The sequence below is a fragment of the Segatella baroniae B14 genome (assembly GCF_022024235.1).
Taxonomy (GTDB): domain Bacteria; phylum Bacteroidota; class Bacteroidia; order Bacteroidales; family Bacteroidaceae; genus Prevotella; species Prevotella bryantii.
Genome location: NZ_CP091800.1, coordinates 27,191 through 49,840, shown reverse-complemented (window position 1 = coordinate 49,840; position 22,650 = coordinate 27,191). Strand labels below are relative to the sequence as shown.

Here is a 22,650-nt window from a genome sequence, read left to right as displayed (position 1 = left end):
CGAATAATGAAAAAGTTAAACCAATATATCGTTGTCATGTACAGCTCTCTGCTTGTAACAGCAGGTATGACCAGTTGTACATCCTATCTTGATAAAGCTCCAGATAGTGATATTTCAGAGACTGAAGCTTTCAAGGACTTCACTAACTTTGAGGGATTTACCGAAGAACTTTATAACTGTATCCCTGAGTTTGAGAAGGGTTACTGGACAAACTCTTGGAACTGGGGTGAAGATGAAATCCAGAATGTAGGTATCGACTACCACATGGTATATAAGATTGACCAGGGTGACTTCTGGGATGGCAGAGCAGCCATGATGGTTGGCAGAGTGGTTTCATGGATCGTAATTCTTTCGATACGAATGGTGACCGTTTTGCTCATTCTCTCGTTCCTGGTTGCTGGTATGGTATCCGTAAAGCTAACCTCGGTTTGGCTAATATCGACTACTTTGTAGGTACCGAAGAAGAGAAAAATCTCTTGTTGGGTCAGCTTTATTTCTTCCGTGGCTGGTTCCATTTCCAGTTGATGAAATACTTTGGCGGCATGCCTTATATCGATCGAGTTTTGCCTGCTGATGAGGAATTCCATGAGCCACGTTTGGCTTATAATGTGTGTGCTGATAAAGCTGCTGCCGATTTCCGCAAGGCTGCTGATCTGCTCCCTATTGACTGGGATAATACTAAGGTAGGTTCTAACAGTAAGGGTAAAAACCAGTTGCGTGTTACCAAGATTGCAGCTTTGGCTTATTTAGGCAAAGACTTGCTTTATGCAGGTAGCCCATTGATGAATAAGACCGTTACGGGTAATGCATCATATAATAAGGAGTATTGTCAGAAGGCAGCTGATGCTTTTGGTGAATTGCTCGCTTTGGTAGAAAGTGGTGCTACTCAGTTTGGTCTGCTTAATTTTAAGGAGTATAGCAATAACTTCTATACCATGGGTCAAGATGGTAAGGTTCCTGGTCAGAGTGTAGATGGTACCGTGACAGAGGCGATCTTCCGTGGTCCTGACTATGGCGACTTCAACGGTACAAACTGGGGTTTGAGTAAGCAGTTCTTTGCTTGTAATGCCGATATGAATGATGGTGGTGTACTTACTTTGCCAACAGCCAACTATGTTAACTATTATGGTATGGCTAATGGTCTTCCACTTGATGACCCAGAATCTGGTTTTGATAAGACTCATCCTTGGAAGGGTCGTGACCCACGTTTCTACAATGATATCCGTTTTGACGGTGAGAAGCTGATTAAGGGTGATATTTCTCAGGAATCAGATGCTGCTTCTAAGGCTGCTATCGCTGCAAATCCAATGAATTCTATTCGTTATGCAGACTTGCAGACTGGTGGTCGTTGGAGAAACGAAGAAAAGGGTAGCCGTACAGGTTATTTGCTTTATAAGTTTATCGACAATAGCTGTAACAAGGTAGACCAGGGTTATGGTTGGGCTCAGCATTTCAATATCCATTTACCATGGATGCGCTTGAGCGATGTATACCTTATGTATGCCGAGGCAGTAGCTGAAGCTACCGGTAATCCTAATGCTTCTGATAAGGCTCCTCTTACTGCTATCCAGGCTGTCAATAAAGTTCGTGAGCGTGCTGGTGTTGCAGATTTGGCTGCCAAGAATACAGCTACATTAGACAAGTTTATGAGTGAACTTCGTCGTGAGCGTGCAGTAGAACTCTCTTGGGAGGGTCACCGCTTCAACGACCTTCGTCGCTGGTTGCTCCTTGATAAGGCTCCTTATAATATCAAGACTTCTCAAGAGTTCGAACGCGTAAAATGTGATCCAGAACATCCAGAGAACAACGAAGTATCAGGATTCAAGGAGAAGACTATCCTTGTACGTAACTTCACAGAGAAGCATTACTGGTTACCACTTAAGATCAGTGATTGCAGCATTTATCCAGAGTTCAAACAGAACCCAGGATGGTAAATCAAACTTTATCTAACAATACAACTTCAATATTACAATACTAATGAAGCAACCTAAAAAATATACGAAATCTGTTATGGCTTTTTCACTGGCAGCTATAGCTTCAGTTTCAGCTAACGCTCAGACCGTTGCTGATACTGCTGAGGTTAAAGTAGCTTTCGGTTCCAAAGCTAAATCAGAACTGCTGGGTGGTATTTCTGCTGTTGATATGAAAGATCTGACCCAGAAAAACTATAATACGTATAGTCTGGATGCTCTTCAGGCTTATGCCGGTGGCTATAACGGACAGCTCTGGAATATGGGCGATGCACTGATACTGGTAGACGGTGTTCCTCGTGATGCCAATAATGTAAACCCTTCTGAGATAGATCAGATAACTTTCCTGAAGTCAGCTTCTGCTGTCGTCCTCTATGGCTCTCGCGCAGCTAAGGGTGCTGTACTTATTACTACAAAGCGTGGACACGCTGATGGCTTGAAGGTAAGTGTACGTGGTAACGTCAGCTTGTTTACTCCTAAGGAGTATCCTACTTTCCTTGGTGCAGCTCAGTATATGAGTCTTTATAATGAGTCTTTGGTTAATGATGGTGATAAACCAGCGTTTACCGATACAGATATCTACAACTTTGCTTCTGGCCGAAATCCTTATCGTTATCATAGCAATGATTTCTTCTCTAAGGATTATCTGAAAAAGAGTTATACTCGTTACGAGGGTCAGGCTGAATTCGAAGGTGGTGGCAAGTATGCTCACTTCTATGCTCAGGTAGGTTTTTATCATCAGGGCGACCTAATCAACTTTGGTGAGGGTAAAGACAATCATACTAACCGTTTGAACTTCCGTGGTAATATCGACCTACGTCTGAACGATTGGATTACGGGTTGGGTTAACTCTTCTGCAAGTTTCTATGATCTCCGTAGCGACCGTTCTAATTATTGGTCAAAGTCAGCAACATTGCGTCCTACATCTAAGAATGCACTGTCACCATTGCTCCCTATCAGCATGATGAATCCTGATGTTGTTGACATGATGAAGATGATTCGTAACAGTAGTAATGTTATCGACGGACAGTATCTTATTGGAGGTACGCTAACTGACCAGTCTAACCCATTTGCTGATATGTATGCTGCTGGTTATAATACTTATACAAGCCGTCAGTTGCAGTTTGATGCTGGTATTAAGTTCGATCTCAATAAGGTACTCAAGGGCTTGAGCTTTACTACTCAGGTAGCTATCGACTATAACACGAGCTACAATGCTAGTATCCAGAATGAATATGCTTACTATATTCCTACATGGTCTAATCAGAATGGTTACGATGAGATCATCTCTTTGGAAAAGAAAATGATTGATAAGTTTACGGCTAATCAGAACGTGAGCGACAGTCATGACAAGCAGACTATCTTCTTCTCTGGTCAGTTCGATTGGGCTCGTCAGTTCAACCAGCATGCTGTAGGTGCTACTTTGTTGGCTCATGCTTATCAGCTCAGCAATGATGGAGAATATCACCATACCAGCAATGCTAACTTAGGCTTGAACTTGAATTATAACTATGCTCATCGCTATTATGCTGATTTAAGCATGGCTGCTGTACACTCAGCTAAGTTGGCTGAAGGTCATCGTGGTGCTATTTCTCCAGTAGGAACATTGGGTTGGCGCTTAAGCGAGGAAAAATTCATGGAAGGAACTAAGGGCTGGTTAGACGATTTGAAATTGACGGCTTCTTATGGTGTAGTGAATGAAGACCTCGATCTCGAAAAATACTATATGTATGATGATATCTTCACCGCAACAGGTACATGGTGGGGATGGTCTGAGAGTGCTAATGCCATGCAGACATCTGATTCTCAGCGTGGTGAGAATGTAGATCTCGGCTTTATCAAGCGTAAAGAGTTCCGCTTCGGTCTCGATGCTAGCTTTGGTAAAGGTCTGGTTAAGCTTAATGCTAACTACTTCAATGTGAAGTTTGATGGTTTGGTTATTACTCCAGAAGCTAACTTCCCAAGTTACTATCATACATACTGGCCAGTTTCTACTTTCTTGCCTAACTATAACTACAACATCCAGAATCGTAGTGGTTTCGACTTTACTGTAGACTTCCACAAAAATCTTGGTGAAGTTGACTTGCAGGCAGGTGTAACAGGCATGTATGTTACTAATAAGAATAGTCGTGTAAGTGAGTTGGTAGAATACGATTGGCAGAAATCAGAGGGAGCTCGTATCGATGCTATCCGTGGCTATCAGTGCTTAGGCTTCTTCGCTGATGAAGCTGATATTGCAGCAAATGCTACTGTTAACGACAAGACCAAGCCTGGTGACTTAAAATATAAAGACCAGAATAAAGATGGTAAGATTGACAGCAAAGACCGTGTGGTATTAGGTCACTGGAATCCAGACTTCTATCTTGGCTTCCACTTCACAGCTAAGTATAAAGGCTTTACATTCTTCATGAACTGGACAGGCGACTTTGGCGGTATGGGTCTGAAGAACAACGAATATGCATGGTGCTATGGCGAGCGCAAGTACAGTGATATGGCACTCGGTCGTTGGACTCCAGAAACAGCAAACTCTGCTACTTACCCACGTCTTACAGCTTCTAATAACGACTTGAGTTTCGTTGATTCAGACTTCTGGACATACAAGACAAGTGCACTTCTTCTGAACAAGGTACAGTTCACCTATGATTTCCCAGCCAATATGTTTGCTGGTAAGTGGATCAATGGCTTGAGCGTGTATGTTAGTGGAAATAGCCTGCTTACTATCGCTAAAGAGCGTAAGTATATGGAAACTAACGTAGGCTCAGCACCTCAGACACGTTCATACAACTTAGGTGTAAAAGTTAATTTCTAATGCGAAAAACAATGAAAACAAATAAACTAAAATATCTCTGCATTCTTGGAGCTGTCACCCTGGGCTTAAGCTCTTGCGATGATATGTTTTCTCCAGCTATCGAGAATAACCTCGGTTTAGATTATATGAACCAGAATGCTTCTTACGCAGAGGGTGTGCTCGGTAATGGTTATACACGTATACCATGTGGAAGCTTCCCTTTTAATGAGGTGGCTACAGACGATGCAGTCAGCAATGATAATACCAACAACTGGCGTAAGATTACGTCAGGTACTTGGGCAGCTGACAATAATCCTGCTGAACGTTGGCGTGATTGTCGTTCAGGTATTATGTATATGAATCTCTTCTTGAGCCGCGTAGACCAAGTGCGTTGGGCAGAAGATAAGGTGGCTTCTAAATTGTATGCAGCACGTGAACGTGGTGAGGCTTATGCACTTCGTGCCATGTTTATGTACTACTTGCTCCAAGCTCATGGTGGTTATGATGCAAAGGGAACTCTTCTTGGTGTACCTATTGTAACTACTCCTGAGGATGTCAATTCACAGTTTAATATGCCTCGTGAAACATTTGCAGAATGTATGAAGGCATTCTATGCGGACTGTGATAGCGCTTTAGCTTTGTTGCCTATGCGTTATAGCGATATCTCTTCTGTTAACGAAATACCAGCTTTGTATAAGCAGATGGGTGCTGACGTGAGCACACTTAACCGTGTCTTCGGTGGTAAGTTTAATGGTCGTATGGATGGTACTATCGTTAAGGCTTTCCGCAGTAAGGCAGCTCTTCTTGCAGCAAGTCCTGCTTATGCTGACCAAAGTGGCACTGATTACAAAGCAGCTGCTGACTATGCTGCTGAGGTTCTCGATGCTAATGGTGGTCTTGCAGGTATGGATCCAACAGGTTGGCACTGGTTCTCTAATACAGCTGAAATCAATGGATTGAAGGATGGTATCAATCCTAAGGAAATACTTTGGCGTGGTCAGAAATCTAGCAACAACGACTGGGAAAAAGATAATTATCCACCTTCTTTGCAGGGTAAAGGTCGTATCAACCCAACTCAGAACTTCGTAGATGCTTTCCCTATGGCTAACGGTTATGCTATTACTGATGCCAAGAGTGGTTTCGATCCTGCTCATCCATATGATGGCCGTGACCCTCGTTTGGCAGCATTCGTAGTTCTCGATTCTTCTAAAGTTGGTTCTGGTGATAAGGAAATCTATACCCATGTAGGTGGTCTTTATGATGGTATCGACTATGAACAGGGTACTTCTACACGTACCGGTTACTATATGCGTAAGTTGCTCCGCCAGGATATCAACCTTGAGCCTAATGTGAATACTAAGCAGGATCATTATACTCCACGTATCCGCTACACAGAGATCTTCTTGAACTATGCTGAGGCTGCTAACGAAGCTTTTGGTCCAGAGGGCAAGGGTGGTCATGGTTATAGTGCTTATGATATCATCAAGGCACTTCACGATCGTGCTGGTGTAGGTAACGATTATCTCGAGAGCATCAAGGGCAATAAAGAGGCTATGCGACAGCTTATACGCAACGAGCGTCGTATCGAACTTTCTTTTGAAGGTTTCCGCTTCTGGGATCTTCGTCGCTGGAAGGCTCCTATCAATGAACCTGCTATGGGTATCCGTAAGGTTATCAATGCTGACGGTTCAGCTACCTATAATAAGGTAGAAGTAGAGAAGAGAAACTTTGCTGACTATATGTATTATGGTCCAATTCCTTACACTGAGTGCTTGAAGTTTAGTGAGCTTACACAGAATAAGGATTGGAAGTAATTCTCTGATACAATAATTGATTTTAATAAGATAACAAAGATGAAAAAGATCTTTTTTGCAATATTATCTCTCTGTTCACTCGTTCTTGCTTCTTCTTGCAAGAACGGTGATGTAGAGTTCGCCGATTTTGATTACCAGTCTGTGTATTTTGCTAAGCAGACACCAATTCGTACCATTACTCTAGGCGAGGATGATGCATTCCCTAATGAACTTGATAATGCACACATGTGCCAGCTTCAAGTGGTGCTCGGTGGTGTTTGGTCTAACAAAGTCGATCGTCATGTGAAAATAGCTGTTGATAACAGTTTGGTAGATAATCTCAAATTTAATCAGATTGAAGGTGAAAAATTTGTGAATACAGGTAAACCTGTTGTAGCAATGCCTTCTGATTACTATTCTCTAGAGACAACAGATGTCGTTATTCCTGCAGGTAAGGTTCGTGGTGTTGTTAATGTAAAACTGAACGAAGCTTTCTTCAACGATTTGAAGTCTGCTTATGTTACTTACGTTATTCCAGTTCGTATTCTTGAGGCAGGTAATGATACCATTTTAGAAAATAAGAACTATACCCTTTATGCAGTAGAATATAAGAATCCGTATTCTGGCATTTGGCTCAATACCGCTGACAATACATCTAAGAGCATGCTTACCTGTTATGATATGAATTCAGTAAACTATGCACATAGCGAGACGGTTACAGCTGCAGAGTTTAATGCTAATGGTGAACCTGTTTACAAAGATGGTAAACTTCAGACTGTATCTAAGACACTTGATGGCAATGCTATTCTGACGATTGGTGCTGATGGTAACATAACCTTCTCTACTAATAGTGCTGACTGCAAAATCAAGGGAACCGGTAAGTTTGTCAAAAACGGTTCAAAAGTTGACCATAGCGTGGCTTGGGGTGACAGAGAACGTGATCTTATCGAAGTAAATTTTGATGTTATTTACAGCTATGAAGATTATGATGAAGCCACTCAGAAGAAAGTAACTCGTGAAGTAACTAAGAACTACAACGAGAAACTAGTTCTGATTTCTCGTGGCAATCACTTGCGTGAATTCACAACAACCAAATAATCATTACAATGAAAGTATTAAATTCTTTATTATACGTTGCAGCAGGACTCTCTCTTACAGCTTGTGCAGACCAGGATATTCCTGGTTTCACAACGGATGAGCCTGCTGAGGTTATCGCTCAAGACGAAATCAATTCATATGGTACGTTGAAGAGCTATGTTAACCGTGATAAATATCCTCAGTTTGTAATGGCCGGTGCCGTTAATGCAGAACAGTTTAACCAAGTAGGTCAGCTTTATTCGCTGGCTAAAGCTAACTATGATGAAGTGGTAACAGGTAATGCGTTTAAGTATGCTTCTGTTGTTGGTTCAGATGGTACCTTGAATACTGCTACGGTAGAGTCTTTTGTGAATAATGCTACAAATGCAGGTCTTACTGTTTTCGGTCATACTCTCTGTTGGCACTCTCAGCAGCAAGTAGCTTATCTGAATAGCCTTATAACAGACCCTAATGCTACTAAGCATGTGCTTTATATCCACATGGGCGAACCTAAAACCAACAACTGGGATCGTGAGTTATATGTTAATCCTACTACTGAATTACAGAGCGGCAAAACTTACACCTTAAAGTTGCGTGTAAAAACTTCTGCTGCTTGTGATGTAACGGTATGGCCTCAGGGTGATGCAACTCAGTATTGGCCAACTCCTTCATTCAAGTCTACTACAGAGTGGACTACTGTTGCGCAGGCTTTCGAGGCTAAGAGTGCTTTGAAGCAACTTCGTTTCGAGTTGGGTACTCTTGGTGGTGATATTTGGATGGATGATGTACAGCTACTCGATCCAGATGGAAATAACTTGATAGCCAATGGTACTTTTGAGGAAAATGCAGACGGTTGGACCAAGCCTTCTTGGCATGAATACGAAATCAAGACGGTAGCCGACCCAGACCAAGAAGGTGGTGGCGGTGGTATGACCGAAGAAGTAAAGAAAGATACCCTTACTTGGGCACTCAATAACTTTATCTCTGGCATGATGAAGGCTTGTAATGGTAAAGTTAAGGCTTGGGATGTCGTAAATGAGCCTATGAGTGACGCCGCTCCTGCAGAACTTAAGACCGCTGGTCGTGATGGTGATCCTAAGAAGTGTTTCTTCTGGCAAGATCATCTTGGTAAAGATTATGCCCGTTTAGCTGTGAAGTTGGCTCGTAAGGCTGCCAGCGATTCGGTACAGTTGAAACTGTTTATCAACGATTATAATCTTGAAGCTGCTTATAATAAGAATGCTAAACTTCAGGGTCTTATCGATATGATAAAATATTGGGAAAGCGATGGTGTTACCAAAATTGATGGTATAGGTAGTCAGATGCACGTTACTTATAGCATGAATCCTAAAACTCAGGCTGCTAACGAGGAAGCTTATGTAAACCATCTGAAGATGATGGCAGCAACAGGTAAGTTGGTGCGTATCTCTGAGCTCGATATGGGTATCGCAGATGCAGAAGGCAATACCATTAATACTGCTGACGTTACTGAAGAACAGCAGCAGTTGATGGCTCAATACTATAAGTTTATTGTATCGAAGTACTTTGAAATCATTCCTGCTAACCAGCAGTATGGTATTTGTAACTGGGGTCTTCAGGATAGTCCTAAAGGTAGTGGCTGGAGAGCTGATGAACCTATCGGTCTTTGGGATGCAAATTGGGTACGTAAACCTGCTTATGTAGGCTTCTGTGAAGGTTTGAAACAGGAGTAAGAAGATTCTTATTATTATCAATAAATTCTTTATAAAAGTTTCGCTAGTGATTACAATTATCACTAGCGAAATTTTTGTTACGACAAATGTAATAATGAAAAACATGAAAAAGAAAGTCTATCGACTTTTGTGGTATTAAAATAAAAAGTTGTGTGTCTAAAGAGTTGAGGATCTATTTATAAAAAGTTAGCCGTATATACCAAATATGATTTCGTTGATTTCCAATACAAATTAAAGTCGAATATGACGTGTCTTTACGAACAGGCTTTCGAAATGATGTATATACTAGTCAAATACAATAATTGGTATGTGTTACTACTTCTACAGTAGGGGACTAAATATTCTGTAACTATTTAATGATAAAAGAGGTTAAAAAAATAAACAATGTATCTAGTTTATATATAATTTTGCAAGAAAATTAATCATTTATTTTTATATATCTGATTAAGTCGTATAACTTAATTCTATTATGGCCAAATGAATTATCATGAAAACAAAAAGATGGAGATATTCATTATACATAGTCTTAGCGTTTTTTCCTTTTATAAATGTATTCTGCGGGCACTTATACCACGTATAGTTATGATGAAGAAGTTTTAAGGAGTCCAGCGGTAAGTGGGGCTGGAAATATTAGAAGTTATACTCTGCCTTCTGGTAATTATTCTGTCATTGCAATAAATAATAGGGCTGAAACTAAGTTTATGCGGAAAGGAGTAGGCTGGACTGCTAATCTTTCCCCAGATCCCTTTTATGATGAATATGCTGGTAGAAATAGACAATATATAAGAATCCATCCTGCGAGAAGTCTTGGAACAGAAGGATGCATAGGACTCACCTCGAATAATCCTTTCGTGTTGAGACGTGCAAGAGATCTTATACGTAACACACTTGATTTAAAAGGAAACATACCTTTAAATGTAATTATATCTGGTCGATAAATAAAATTATTTTTTATGATGAAGAGATTGTTATTGTTTTGGGGCTTTCAATGGATCTGCTTTTTTTGTCATGCCCAGGCCGATTATATTGGCTATGTGAATAGTATTTACTGCAAAATGTATAAACAGCATAAGGAAAAAGGAATAAAAACCATTAGTGTTGGAGGGAATATTTATGCTTTAAAAGACCTCTGTTTCGATAAGAGCAAAGATGATTTTTTTTCCATGATAAAAAGCAAGGAAACATATTCTTTTGGATATAATCTTAGTTCAATTTTGGAATTAAAGTTTAACGATGGCAGTTCTCTCTACTATGAATTATGGTCTGATTATGCTGGAGAAAACGAAAACACGTACGATTATGAAATAGTACAAATATATGATACTGAGGGCGAAAGTCTTGCTGTTAAGGGGGATTATCTGAAATGCGGAGCTGGTATCAATGATCCTGACGGCTACGTGAATGTCAGAAGTAAAAAAAGTGCGAAGTCTAAAGTTGTAACTCAAATTACGAAAGACCAGATATTCTTATATACACCTTCATCCAAAAGCAATTGGTGGAAGGTATATCTGAAAGATGGTGGAAAATGTGTCGGCTATGTTTACAAGGACAAAATTCTTCCTTATCGAAAATGTAGCACCAAGATAAAGGAAAAGATAGAACACGAGATGAACTGCGAGGCATATTGAATAACAACATCGAGGGTGGACAAATCAGAGCCATCCTCGATGTTCTAAAATTTTTGTGTTCTCGCGGACAATTTAGGGAGCATCCTCTCCGTTATGGATGAGAATGGGACGAAGGTCTTCGAAGCCTCCTACGATGCGTGGGACAGACAGACTGTTACGCTCAATACCATAGGCTTGCACCGTGGCTACACGGGACACGAGATGCTCATGGAGTTTGACATCATCAACATGAACGGTCGGTTATACGACCCTATTCTTGGCAGATTCTTCAGTCCCGACAACTATGTTCAGATGCCGGACAACAGCCAGAACTTCAACCGCTACAACTACTGTCTGAACAATCCGCTGAAATACACAGACCCCAGTGGCAATCTCTTTGGTATTGATGATGCCGTGATAGCCTTTGCTGTATTCAATATGGCAAGCAGCATGATGCAGGCGGCATATAATGGCGAGAGTGTATGGAAGGCCGGAGGATTGAGCCTCTTGTCGTCGGCGGCCTCCTATGGCATAGGGGCTGCTTTCGGCAGTGCGGGCAGTTTTGGCAAAGAGATGTTGCGTGCAGGATCCCATGGACTGGCAAGCGGAGTGGTCTCTACCTTGGACGGGGGAAACTTTGCCAGTGCTTTTGTTTCCGATGCCGCAGCTTCAGGCATCGGATCGTATGCGAAGACCATAAAGGGTCTGGAGACTTGGCAGATGGTTTCTTCGACGGCAGCAATGGGAGGCATGGCAGTTTGGATTTCTGGAGGTAATTTTCTTGAAGGAGCTTTGTCTGGTTTACAAATTGCAGCATTCAATCATCTGGCACATGATGGAGGACCTGGTGATGGAGGGACAGGATATGCAAGGACATTGCCTGACGGAACATTAGAAGCTAAAGAACCTTTACAAGAAGTTGTTTGTAAAGGTTCATGTCCACGTCGTAGCATTTTATTTAATAAACGATCAGATGCAGGAAAGGTTTCGGTTTTATCACGTTCAATTATTATAGAAGCTATGGCTGAAGCAGGATTAACTGTGATCCATGTTACAAGTACAGTAAGAAGTCCAGAGTCTCAGGCTAATGCGATGTATAATAATCAACGTAATGGAAATCGTATTACTTATAAAGAAGCTGGAACAAAAGTTCTGAAATGCTATCCAAATAAACCAACAAGCCCCAACCAAAAGTATTACCTAACAGACTTGGGAAAGGCGTTGTTAACTTATGAGATGAAAGAAACTGAGGACATGGAGAATGTGAACGAAAAAGTTAGACACATGATTTTAGCTTTGAAAGGTGACGAAAAACGTATTGCACTGGAACTATTGAAAGGAATTCATTTTTCGGATTAACCATTTTTTTTCTACACGATAATTCTAAAGTAGAAAGAAATAGAGTTTTAAACTAATATGAGACAAGTGTTTTTTAGTTTCCATTATATGCGTGATGTCTGGCGCGTTTCAATGGTGTGAACCGAGCTATCAAAGTCCTGAAAAACGAAAGTTCGCAAAGGAACACGGTAACATGAAACTGAACATTTGCAAGATGCAAGGCGGTTTTCGTTGGAATCTCATTTTAAAGGGGACTCAGTAAATTATATTTTTTATTTAAAAAAACATTCAATATGTTTGTTTTTTTCGTGATAAATTAGTAATTTCGCATGCAAAGAGAGATTTTATTAAAATAACCATTATGAAACAATTTTTATCTTTTTTATTATTTATCGTTCTCCTGATCGGATGCCGTCGGAAGGATGTGTATCTGATCCAATTCCCGGGTTCGAACCTACAGCAGAAAAGTCTACTCACTTAACGTTTGATGCTGCAAAAGATTCCTTGGAATCTATTCTTCGTTCTCTTTTTATTCAATCTACTCGAGCAAATAAAGGGCAGATTCCACAGATAGCTGAAGGGTATAGTACTCAGAAACTCGTAAGCCGTAGTACTTCTGGAGAGAACGTAGACTCTAATTATGTCTATGTCTTCAATTTTAAGGATAATGGTGGTTATGCTATCATGTCCAATAACACTCGTCTTGGTCCACTTTTGGCTAAAAACGAATAACAAGCTTATTACACTATTTATCAAATAGTATTTTTTTAAAACATAAATCATTTTTTAATTTTAAAGGAAAAGTTTAACGATGAAACCACTATTCTTACTCATGTTTTCAGCTATACCTTTCTTATCCTCTGCTCAGGGGAAGATAAGGTATAGTTATGATATGTCTGGTAATCGGATAGAAAGAGTAATTGTTATGCCTAAGGCAAAATCAAATGCAGCGGCACGACATGATTCTTTTACCGATGATTTTGGCGACAGAAAGGTACAAATTATTCCTAACTATTCTCAGGGTACCCTTCGTGTTAGTATTACAAAATTACATGGTGATGATTGCTGTGATTTGGCAGTATATTCGTCAACTGGGGAATTGGTTGCTCAGAAAAAAAATGCTGGTTCTACTACAGAATTCAATCTGAACGGTCGTCCTAATGGAGTTTATCTTCTTCAAGTAGTCTTTAATGGAGAGTCTTCAACCTGGAAAATTGTAAAGCAATGAAAAGAAATTTACTTCGATCACTTCTATTTTATGTTGTAACAGGCTTGGTGAGTACAATTTCAGTGAATGCTAGCAATGATTCCATCAATACAATAGCTAAGCCCCAGATACTATCAGCTACGTCTAATACATTTGATAAGCTCTATCCAAATCCTGATAAGCCATTTGAACCAATAGACCCAATCGGTCCTGTTCATCCTATCGATCCAGGAGACCCAATACTACCGATTCATCCTGATAAACCAGTTATGCCAAATCCATCAACGTCTACGTCCAGTACCTATGATGTTGGTAGTCCTAAGGGATCACTTAGTGTAAATAATTCAGGAGCTGCAGTTTATAGTATTAATATATCTGCACCTAATGGTGGTAGTCTTACCCCTTCTATCGGTGTAAGTTATAATAGTCAGTCTGGTAGATATGGACTTGTAGGATACGGATTCAATATAACAGGAATCTCTGCCATTACCCGAGGCGGGAACGATTTATTCCATGATGGCAGACAATCAGGAATTACATATACAGCAAGCGATAATTTTTATCTTGATGGTAAACGCTTGATTCTCCAGTCCGGCACTTCTGGTCAAAATGGAGCTACCTATACAGTAGAAGGGAATCCATTTACAAAAGTTGTCGTACATGGCAATTACAGCAATAGTACAGCAACGACGTGGTTTGAGATAATGACCAATACCGGTATGACCTACCAGTACGGCAATTCACCAAATTCAAGAATAGCCTACAGGAATAAAAGTGGCTATTCGCGTATTGCCTCATGGTATATCAACAAGGCAACTGACAAATACTCCAATTACATAACTTATGAGTATGCCATCAGCAATCTAAGTATTAGACCTACTACTATTGTCTATGGTACAAATTCGGCGAAGAGTCGTGGAATAGTCAACCAAATCAGCTTCATGTATCGGAGCCTTGGGGAAAATGCAAGGCCGTTTGCTGTTGAAGATCAGCAAGGAAAGACAGACATGTGCCTTTCGTCCGTTATAACAACAAGTAACAATACTGTATATCGTAAATACACATTTACCTATAATGACAATTCGGACCTGTCCAGCGGCAAGTGGACACGCCTTGTAACGGTCGAGGAAGCAAATGGGAAGGGAGAAAAACTACCTCCTGTTAAATTTACTTGGCAGTATCTGCCTTCCTCTACAGTCAACTCATCCCAGCTGAATGTACCGACAAAGGATGGCAGCAGTTTCGTGGAGGAAACCAACAGGAAATTTCTCTCGGCAGACCTCAATGGCGATGGCGTCAGTGATATCATAAGGATAGCACCTGTGAAAGTTACAACTGCCGTCTGGGCTGGTGGTGGCAGTTGGGACCGCTATACTTATGTATATGTTAGCAGAAGTAAACTTTCATCTACAGGAAACGTAACCTACGATTCCCCTCTGGTTTATACGTTGCCCTCCGGTATATCCATGGATGTCATCAAATCCATGTTTGGAGGGGCATCGGTCATGGACTTTGACGGAGATGGATACAATGATCTGGTGTTTCCATTCCAAAATGCGGCAACAGGTCATTGGAACCAGGCTGTTTTCTACATAGTTAAGGGAAGCGATGTTGTGGCTGGAAGGGTAGGGTTACATGCTTTTGCTGTAAACCTCCAGTCAACGGACAGAGCCCCTTTGTTTGCAACCTTTGATGTTGACGGCAACGGTAAGGATGACGTCGTGTGTGTGGAACAACGTAAAAAGGGCAATTACTATCCATGTACTATAGTACAGCTTGCCGGTGGAACGGCACTAAACTGTATGGAAGTAAAGTTTACTTTACCACAAGGTGTGAGCAAAGACATTGAAAAGGTTTTTGCCGGTGACTATAACAATGACGGGCTCTCTGACCTGATACTACTATATAATGGCGGCTATAAAATCTATTTCAATAATGGAGGGACTGCTGTCGCATCGAGATTTACAGAGAATAACACAAAGTCGAGTACGGACTTTGGTAATTATTGGAGGATTCAGCAAGGCGACTTCGACGGTGACGGATTAACGGACTTCGTCTACAACAAGTCGGGGGAATCCTGTCTTTGGATAGCACACAACAATGGTAATGGTACTTTTACTCATACAAAGTCAGTAGACATCGGAGTTTCAGACCATGCATCCAACAAAGATGACAGTAGATTTACCTTGATGACTTGCGATATAGATCATGACGGTCGTACTGACGTGATGGTTTGTAAGGCCGGATACAGACATCGGGGATTCCCTAAATTCAGGAATGAATATACAAACACTCAGGTGAGATGGCTCTATTCTACGGGGTCAAATCTAAAATTGGTCAGCAGCTATACTAAAAACCGGGAGGACGACGCTAATGAGAGCTCTACTTTCCTTGGCGACTTTGATGGCGATGGATATCCGGAACTTGCAAATTACGGTAACATGCTGAACAACGCTAACAATACGTTCAGTGAGAAAATCAATGTCTATAAGTCAGGATATAACCTGTCGCAGGTTGGGAAGATTACAGGTATTTCTGATGGCATGGGCAACAACAGCTACATCCAGTATGCAAGTGCTACAACCCCTGCTGTCTATAAAAAGAGCATTAAAAGCACATATCCGGTTAACACCTATACCCTTCCACTGTCGGTTGTGGAAACGGTAACGGGTGACAACGGTTCGATTGGTACCCAGACGACCAAATATTTCTATGAAGACCTTAGACTGCATATCGCAGGTAAGGGAATGCTTGGCTTCAATACGGTAACCAATGAGAATACAACGTTAGGTACAAAGAAAGTAAACAGCATTACTAAATGGGACGAGAGCCTCTGGATCCCAACGGAAATCAAGATTTCAAGCTCGGTTGGGAAGAATACGGGCACGGTTGTCTCGACCTATTCTGTATCAAGGTCCGGCAAGAATTACTTTGCTTATGTGTCCAAGAAGGACATGACAGATTTGGATGGAAATACGGTTACAACTCTTTCTAACTATGATGTATCGAAAGGTGTTATTGTTGATGAAACCGTAAAAAATGACGGTGACAAAATGTATAAGAAGGTTTCCTATTCTGGCTATCAGAATAAGGCTGGAGTTTGGTTGCCTGCTACATTAACCATGTCACAGAAACATGCAGATGACCCGGCACCATATACAACTGTTACAACTTATAGTTATGATGACAAGGGCAATGTGCTTTCTTCTACCGTGAACAGTGCAACCAATATGGCGCTCAAGACTACATCAACATACGATGCGTATGGTAATGTTCTTTCATCGGTTATCACAGGAAGCGGAGTAAAAACAATAACAAAATACAATGACTATGACGCATCGGGGCGTTTCGTCATTAAAAGTTATACCAACCCAGCTTCTGCTGTCAATACCTTTACGTATGACTTGTGGGGCAATGTACTGACAGAGAGCGACGCTACAGAACCTTCCAATATACTAACCACCAAATATACTTATGACGGTTGGGGAAGGAGACTGACTGCTCTGTCGGCTGACGGCACACAGACAACCTATGAAACAGGTTGGGGAACGACCAACAGTAAGAAATATTATACAAAAGAAACCACTACGGGCAAGCCTTCTGTAACAACATGGTATGACAAGGGAGCCCATGAGGTCTTGCAGGAGACGTTTGGTGCCAAGGGAATGCCTGTTTCCAGGACTACAACCTATAACGGCAAGGGGCAGGTTTCACGTGTCGAGAATAAAACGGGGAAATTGACCATTACACAAAATCTCACCTATGACGAACGTGGAAGAGTCGTCACGGATGTGCTGAGCTCCGGCAAGTCAACTTCATACTCATACGGAAACCGTTCAGTTACCACGACCATTGCAGGGCGTGCCTATACCAAGACTTTCGATGCATGGGGCAATGTCATTAAGTCATCTGATCCTGTCGGTGAGGTCGAATACCGATATTCTTCCATAGGCAAGCCAAGCAGTGTAAGGACACAGGGCTCTACTGTGACTATGACCTACGATACTGCCGGTAATCAGTTATCTCTCTCTGATCCAGATGCAGGGACTTCAAGTTACACATATGCAGCCGATGGCACATTGCTGACACAGACCGACGGAAGAGGTATCAAGACTACTAACAGCTATGACAATTTGGGACGCTTGGTATCTACGCAAATCGGGAAGAAAACCATTGTATATACTTATGGTACTGTAGGCAACGAAAAGTTGAGGTTGGTAAAACAGGCTTTGGACAATAACTCCGTTGAATATACCCATGACAAATTTGGCCGTGTTGTTACGGAGAAGCGCAATGTGAATGGGTATGGCACTTATAGTTTCTCATACGCCTACAACAGCAGCAATCAGCTCGCCAAGACTATATATCCTGGTGGATTAGAAGAGTCGTATCTATATGATAATTATGGCTTCAAGGCACAGTCAGTGATAGGCGACAAGGTCATCTATAAGGTAGAGAGTACAGACGGCCTTGTAACTAGTACATCGTTTATGGGTAAACTCACTGCCATGCAGACTCGCGATGCACGGGGATATGAAAGCAATGTGAAGATAATGCGCGGTACGAGCGTCCTGGAGTCCTTCGACGGAACCTACGACGGTGCTACCGATAACTTGTTGTCACGCAAGAGAACCAACAACCCGCAGGAAACCTTCGGCTACGACAATCTAGACAGGCTTGTTTCTGTGAAAAATGGGGCAACAGAAACCATGAAGATAAATTATGCACCAAACGGAAATATACTTTTCAAAACTGGAGTAGGTAATTTCTCTTACGATAAGAATACCTGTCCACATGCTGTGACAGAGGTGGAAAACACTGATGGGAAGATACCGAGTGATGCTCTGACTACTTCCTTCAATGACTTTGGAAAAATTGAATTGATAGAAGATGCAGGCAAAAATCTCAGGATGGATTTCGCATACGGTCCGGATCAACAAAGATGGTATTCGGAGTTGTCGCATAATGGTACGGATGTCAGGACAACAGTCTATGCCGGGGAATACGAAAAGATTACAGAAGATGGCAAACCACGCGAGTTCTATTACCTTGACGGCAACACCATCGTCATCAGGGAGAACGGCACGGTAAAAACTTATCTTGCCTTCACGGACAATTTAGGGAGCATCCTCTCCGTTATGGACGAGAATGGCGCAAAAGTCTTCGATGCTTCATACGATGTGTGGGGCAAGCAGACGGTGACTCTCAACACCATAGGCTTGCACCGTGGCTACACGGGGCATGAGATGTTGAATGAGTTCGACATTATTAATATGAACGGTCGGTTATACGACCCTGTGTTGGGCAGATTCTTCAGCCCTGACAACTATGTTCAGATGCCGGATAACAGCCAAAACTTCAACCGCTACAGTTATTGCCTGAACAATCCGCTGAAGTATACAGATCCGAGCGGGGAATTGGCATGGTTCGTTCCTGTTATAGCAGGTGCCATTATAGGAGCTTATGCTGGGGCTTCCATACAATCAGGAACTGCTGCATTTTGGAACTGGAACTCCAATGCTTGGAAAGGTGCCATTGTCGGTGGAATTATTGGCGCAACAATTGGTTATGGTGTTTCTTCAGCATTGGCATCTTCTGGTGGAATAACAGGCCTTACTACTACAGTAAATGGCACTGAGGTCGTGGCTAAGTCTGCAGGTATAACCAGTTCTATTCTGAATAGTGGTAGCATAAACATCGCATATAATGCAATTACTGGTGGTAGTTGGGATGGTGCATGGAAGGCAGGAATCGTTGGACTTGCAACAGGTGCATGGGCAATAACTGGAGGATTTGGAATGGTTAAGGGCTTTGGTGCTGCGTCTCGTTTAGGCAAGTTAGCCGGAAAACTCGGTTATCAGATGATTGGAACTGTAAGTCAATCAGTCGGGAATAATTGGGCTTCGAATAAAGGACTCTTTTCAAGAGTTACATTAGGATTAGGTCCTATAAACTTGACATTGGGTAAAGGACAAAGGTTGCTGCAATGGGAAAATAATCTTGGAAACATTGCGATAAATGCCTTTGGCCTTGTTAATACGGTTGCCGGTGGGAAAGTCCATTTTAATACTGATAATCTAACATTTGAATATACAGGCGGTCTAATGGATACTTTCCAACCTACACAATCTATGCATGACGGCCAATTATATGAAGTTAGTGCAGGTTTTAGTCCATATACAGTAACGGGAAATAGCAATTTGGGTAATGTACTTAAACATGAATTGCATCACCTATGGCATTCTCGTGCATTAAATGATTTGTTTTTAGCGAATTATGGACTTCAAGGATTGTATGCTTTGATTTTAAAAGGTAATTTTATAGCAAATAAAAACTATTATGAAGATTTTGTCGATAGTTACAGTTGGTGGCCGACACATTAAATGGCTTGGGCTTTACATGATTTTTATGTTATCTATCCAATCTTGCGATGTGGGATTCATACTTCCGTTAGACAACAACAAGTTTAGCTATGACATTTCTTTATCGGAGGACAGTATGGTTAAGGTTAGCAGTATGTACTTCAATGGCTGGCATTACCTTCTCTTTGATTTAAAAGGAGAATATGTAATGAATCCCGATTCCTTAAAATTGGAATTTTGCGATAAGAACATAATAGTAGGGAAATTATTACCCTGTTCTGAAACAAATACATATAAAAAAAATAATACACATGTAAAGAATCGTTTAATTACAGTACAATTACGCTATGAACGTAAAGATAAAGAACAAGGGCTCGATGAATCTTTAGTCTTATTTGTTTTACCATCAAACTTCCTTATGAGAAATGATAAAAGAGTACTCACAGATTCGTTGAGAATAGTATTGAGGAGACCGAAGAGAAAATAGCTGTGGTAATTAAACGTTTTAAGGCCTTTAGTTCTTCTAACGAAGGGTATTTAATAAACATCCTTGAACACTGTAAATTCACACTGGCAGCTAGTCTGTTTATCAGATAAGGCTGTCGGTGTGTTTCTACGCAGATTGGACTATACTTCTCTTTCTACAAGAATGTCCGTCTTCATGCTGTGACGGAGGTGGAGAATGCTGATAGGAAGATACAGGGCGATGCACTGGCCACTTCCTTCAATGACTTCGGAAAGAGTCAACTGATAGAAGATGCAGGCAAGAGTCTTAGGAGGACTTTGTCTATGGCCCGGATCAGGAAAGATGATATTCGGAGCTGTCGCACAAAGGTACGGATGTCAGGACAACAGTCTATGCCGGGGAATACGAAAAGATTACAGAAGATGGCAAACCACGCGAGTTCTATTACCTTGACGGCAACACCATCGTCATTAAGGAAGACGGCATGGTGAAAACTTATCTTGCCTTCACGGACAATTTGGGCAGCATCCTTTCCGTTATGGATGAGAACGGCACCCAAGTCTTCGATGCCTCCTACGATGCGTGGGGCAGACAGACTGTTACGCTCAATACCATAGGCTTGCACCGTGGCTACACGGGACACGAGATGCTCATGGAGTTTGACATCATCAACATGAATGGTCGCTTGTACGACCCTATTCTTGGCAGATTCTTCAGCCCTGACAACTATGTTCAGATGCCGGATAACAGCCAGAACTTCAACCGCTACAGCTACTGCCTGAACAATCCGCTGAAATACACGGATCCGAGTGGGGATTTTTGGAACCTTATCATAGGTGCTGCTATTGGAGGACTCTTCAATTGGGCGTCACATGGATTCCAGCTTAATGCGAAGGGACTCGGCTACTTCGCCACTGGTGCAGTTGCCGGAGCTGTCGGTGCAGGATTAGCATCAGGAGTGAACGTTGCCATGGCAGGAGGTAACTTCTGGACTGGAGCTGCAGGATTGGCGAAAGGAGTTTCTTCTACAGGATTCCTTGCAGGTGCTGCTTCAGGTGCAAGCGCAGGATTTGCAGGCGGGTTTATTTACGGTGCAGGTAATTCATGGGTTGATGGACACAGTTTTGGGAAAGGTCTTCTTGCTGGTTTAGAATCAGGAGGCATCGGAGTTTTGGAAGGCGGTATTGCTGGAGGTTTGCTTGGTGGCCTTGATGCCTTGGACAAAGGCACAAACTTTTGGACAGGAACTGCCAAGATTGATTTGAGTGGTGCATATTCGTGTGCTAACTGTATGCCTTCAGATTTTGAACTTGGTGAAAGCACCATTACGGGAAAATATGTCGGACAGTTTGAAGGTGTAAATGTGTTTGAAACCAAGAAAATTGGGAGTCTAATTACTCCGAGTCCTGATGGTTATTTACATTATAGGGCTGTAACAATTCCAGAACGTGGTATTATTGCTGCAGAAGGTGTATTCACCAGTGGTTTAAAGGATGGAACAGCTATGATGCAACATGAGTTTGGACATATCCTGCAGTATCGTGGTTTTGGATCAGCTGCATATTGGCACGTGATTGCACCAGAAAGTCTAGCCAGTGCTATAATTAAACCATCATCACATTATAAATTTTGGACAGAAACGTGGGCTAACTACTTGTCTAAAGGACATTTTGGAAATGCTTGGATAGGAGGATCTTACTATCCTGCAAAAAACATCAGCACCTTCAATTTGATTAAGATAATAGCCGCTCAAATGAGGGAGAAGCCACGTGGTTTTATCTAAATTTAGTATAAAATATTCTTATTCACTATGAGTATGAGCAAAATAAATCTATTTGTGTGTATTTCTATCGTTATTTGTTCATTATCTTCTTGCATACCAATAGGTCACACAAGAGTCCTCGCTGTATTCAAGAACTGTACTAATGACACGGTATATATAGGTGCATCCCACTATGATAATATTGATAGTGTTAGCGAGCAAGTAAGTCCACATTATAATTTCGTAGCCAATAATGGTCTTGATATCTCCAATATTTCTTTATGGGAAGGAACATATTTTCGTAGTGATAATTTTATATATCCAGACTCTTTATGTTCAATAGATGCAGACTACTTATTCCACGATACTGACACTTGCTATTTTTTCTTGATAAAATGGGAAAATGCAAAGGGATTCTCGTGGGATGAAATTCGAACTAAGAAATTATATCGTAGATGGATTGTCACAAGAGATAAGGAAGGCAGGTTTGATAGGCATATAAGAAACTTGAACACTAACAAGAATTAATACAATATGGTTAGTCCAAGAAACAAGAGTCCCGCTATTG

13 protein-coding genes and 1 pseudogene are annotated in these 22,650 nt (G+C 41.4%); all 14 read left to right on the top strand.

Annotation, left to right across the window (positions count from 1 at the left end):
- The first annotated feature begins 6 nt into the window (after window positions 1–6).
- The 14 genes and pseudogenes from L6469_RS10560 to L6469_RS10495 all read left to right on the top strand — a co-directional run bounded on the left by L6469_RS10560 (window position 7) and on the right by L6469_RS10495 (window position 22,610).
- Window positions 7–1,934 (top strand): annotated as a pseudogene (locus L6469_RS10560) (RagB/SusD family nutrient uptake outer membrane protein).
- Between the two features lie 43 nt (window positions 1,935–1,977).
- Window positions 1,978–4,779: a SusC/RagA family TonB-linked outer membrane protein gene (locus tag L6469_RS10555; protein ID WP_006282140.1), complete on the top strand. Its 2,802-nt coding sequence runs from the start codon at window positions 1,978–1,980 to the stop codon at window positions 4,777–4,779.
- 11 nt (window positions 4,780–4,790) lie between these two features.
- A complete protein-coding gene (locus L6469_RS10550) occupies window positions 4,791–6,572 on the top strand; it encodes a RagB/SusD family nutrient uptake outer membrane protein (protein ID WP_006282139.1) in 1,782 nt (593 codons plus the stop codon).
- A 39-nt stretch (window positions 6,573–6,611) separates the two neighbouring features.
- Complete coding sequence (locus L6469_RS10545; protein ID WP_006282138.1) at window positions 6,612–7,649, top strand: DUF5627 domain-containing protein; 1,038 nt, start codon at window positions 6,612–6,614, stop codon at window positions 7,647–7,649.
- Between the two features lie 8 nt (window positions 7,650–7,657).
- Complete coding sequence (locus tag L6469_RS10540; RefSeq protein WP_006282137.1) at window positions 7,658–9,340, top strand: endo-1,4-beta-xylanase; 1,683 nt, start codon at window positions 7,658–7,660, stop codon at window positions 9,338–9,340.
- Between the two features lie 548 nt (window positions 9,341–9,888).
- Entirely contained in the window at window positions 9,889–10,278 is a 390-nt protein-coding gene (locus L6469_RS10535; RefSeq protein ID WP_039870225.1) for a L,D-transpeptidase family protein, read from the top strand.
- 15 nt (window positions 10,279–10,293) lie between these two features.
- Window positions 10,294–10,968, top strand: coding sequence for an SH3 domain-containing protein (locus L6469_RS10530; protein ID WP_143067214.1), 675 nt, complete (start codon window positions 10,294–10,296; stop codon window positions 10,966–10,968).
- A gap of 93 nt (window positions 10,969–11,061) precedes the next feature.
- A complete protein-coding gene (locus L6469_RS10525; protein ID WP_074803337.1) occupies window positions 11,062–12,306 on the top strand; it encodes an RHS repeat domain-containing protein in 1,245 nt (414 codons plus the stop codon).
- Window positions 12,307–12,693: 387 nt separating this feature from the next.
- Window positions 12,694–13,017 carry a Spi family protease inhibitor gene (locus L6469_RS10520; protein WP_039870279.1) on the top strand — a complete coding sequence of 108 codons (324 nt, stop codon included), beginning with the start codon at window positions 12,694–12,696 and terminating at the stop codon, window positions 13,015–13,017.
- 79 nt (window positions 13,018–13,096) lie between these two features.
- A complete protein-coding gene (locus L6469_RS10515; protein WP_039870278.1) occupies window positions 13,097–13,513 on the top strand; it encodes a T9SS type A sorting domain-containing protein in 417 nt (138 codons plus the stop codon).
- Entirely contained in the window at window positions 13,510–19,875 is a 6,366-nt protein-coding gene (locus tag L6469_RS10510) for an FG-GAP-like repeat-containing protein (protein WP_006282224.1), read from the top strand. The genes L6469_RS10515 and L6469_RS10510 overlap by 4 nt, the downstream gene beginning before the upstream one ends.
- A complete protein-coding gene (locus L6469_RS10505; RefSeq protein WP_223918737.1) occupies window positions 19,832–20,341 on the top strand; it encodes a hypothetical protein in 510 nt (169 codons plus the stop codon). The genes L6469_RS10510 and L6469_RS10505 overlap by 44 nt, the downstream gene beginning before the upstream one ends.
- A gap of 463 nt (window positions 20,342–20,804) precedes the next feature.
- Window positions 20,805–22,103: an RHS repeat domain-containing protein gene (locus tag L6469_RS10500; RefSeq protein WP_006282222.1), complete on the top strand. Its 1,299-nt coding sequence runs from the start codon at window positions 20,805–20,807 to the stop codon at window positions 22,101–22,103.
- Between the two features lie 33 nt (window positions 22,104–22,136).
- Window positions 22,137–22,610, top strand: coding sequence for a hypothetical protein (locus L6469_RS10495; RefSeq protein ID WP_006282221.1), 474 nt, complete (start codon window positions 22,137–22,139; stop codon window positions 22,608–22,610).
- Window positions 22,611–22,650 lie beyond the last annotated feature (40 nt).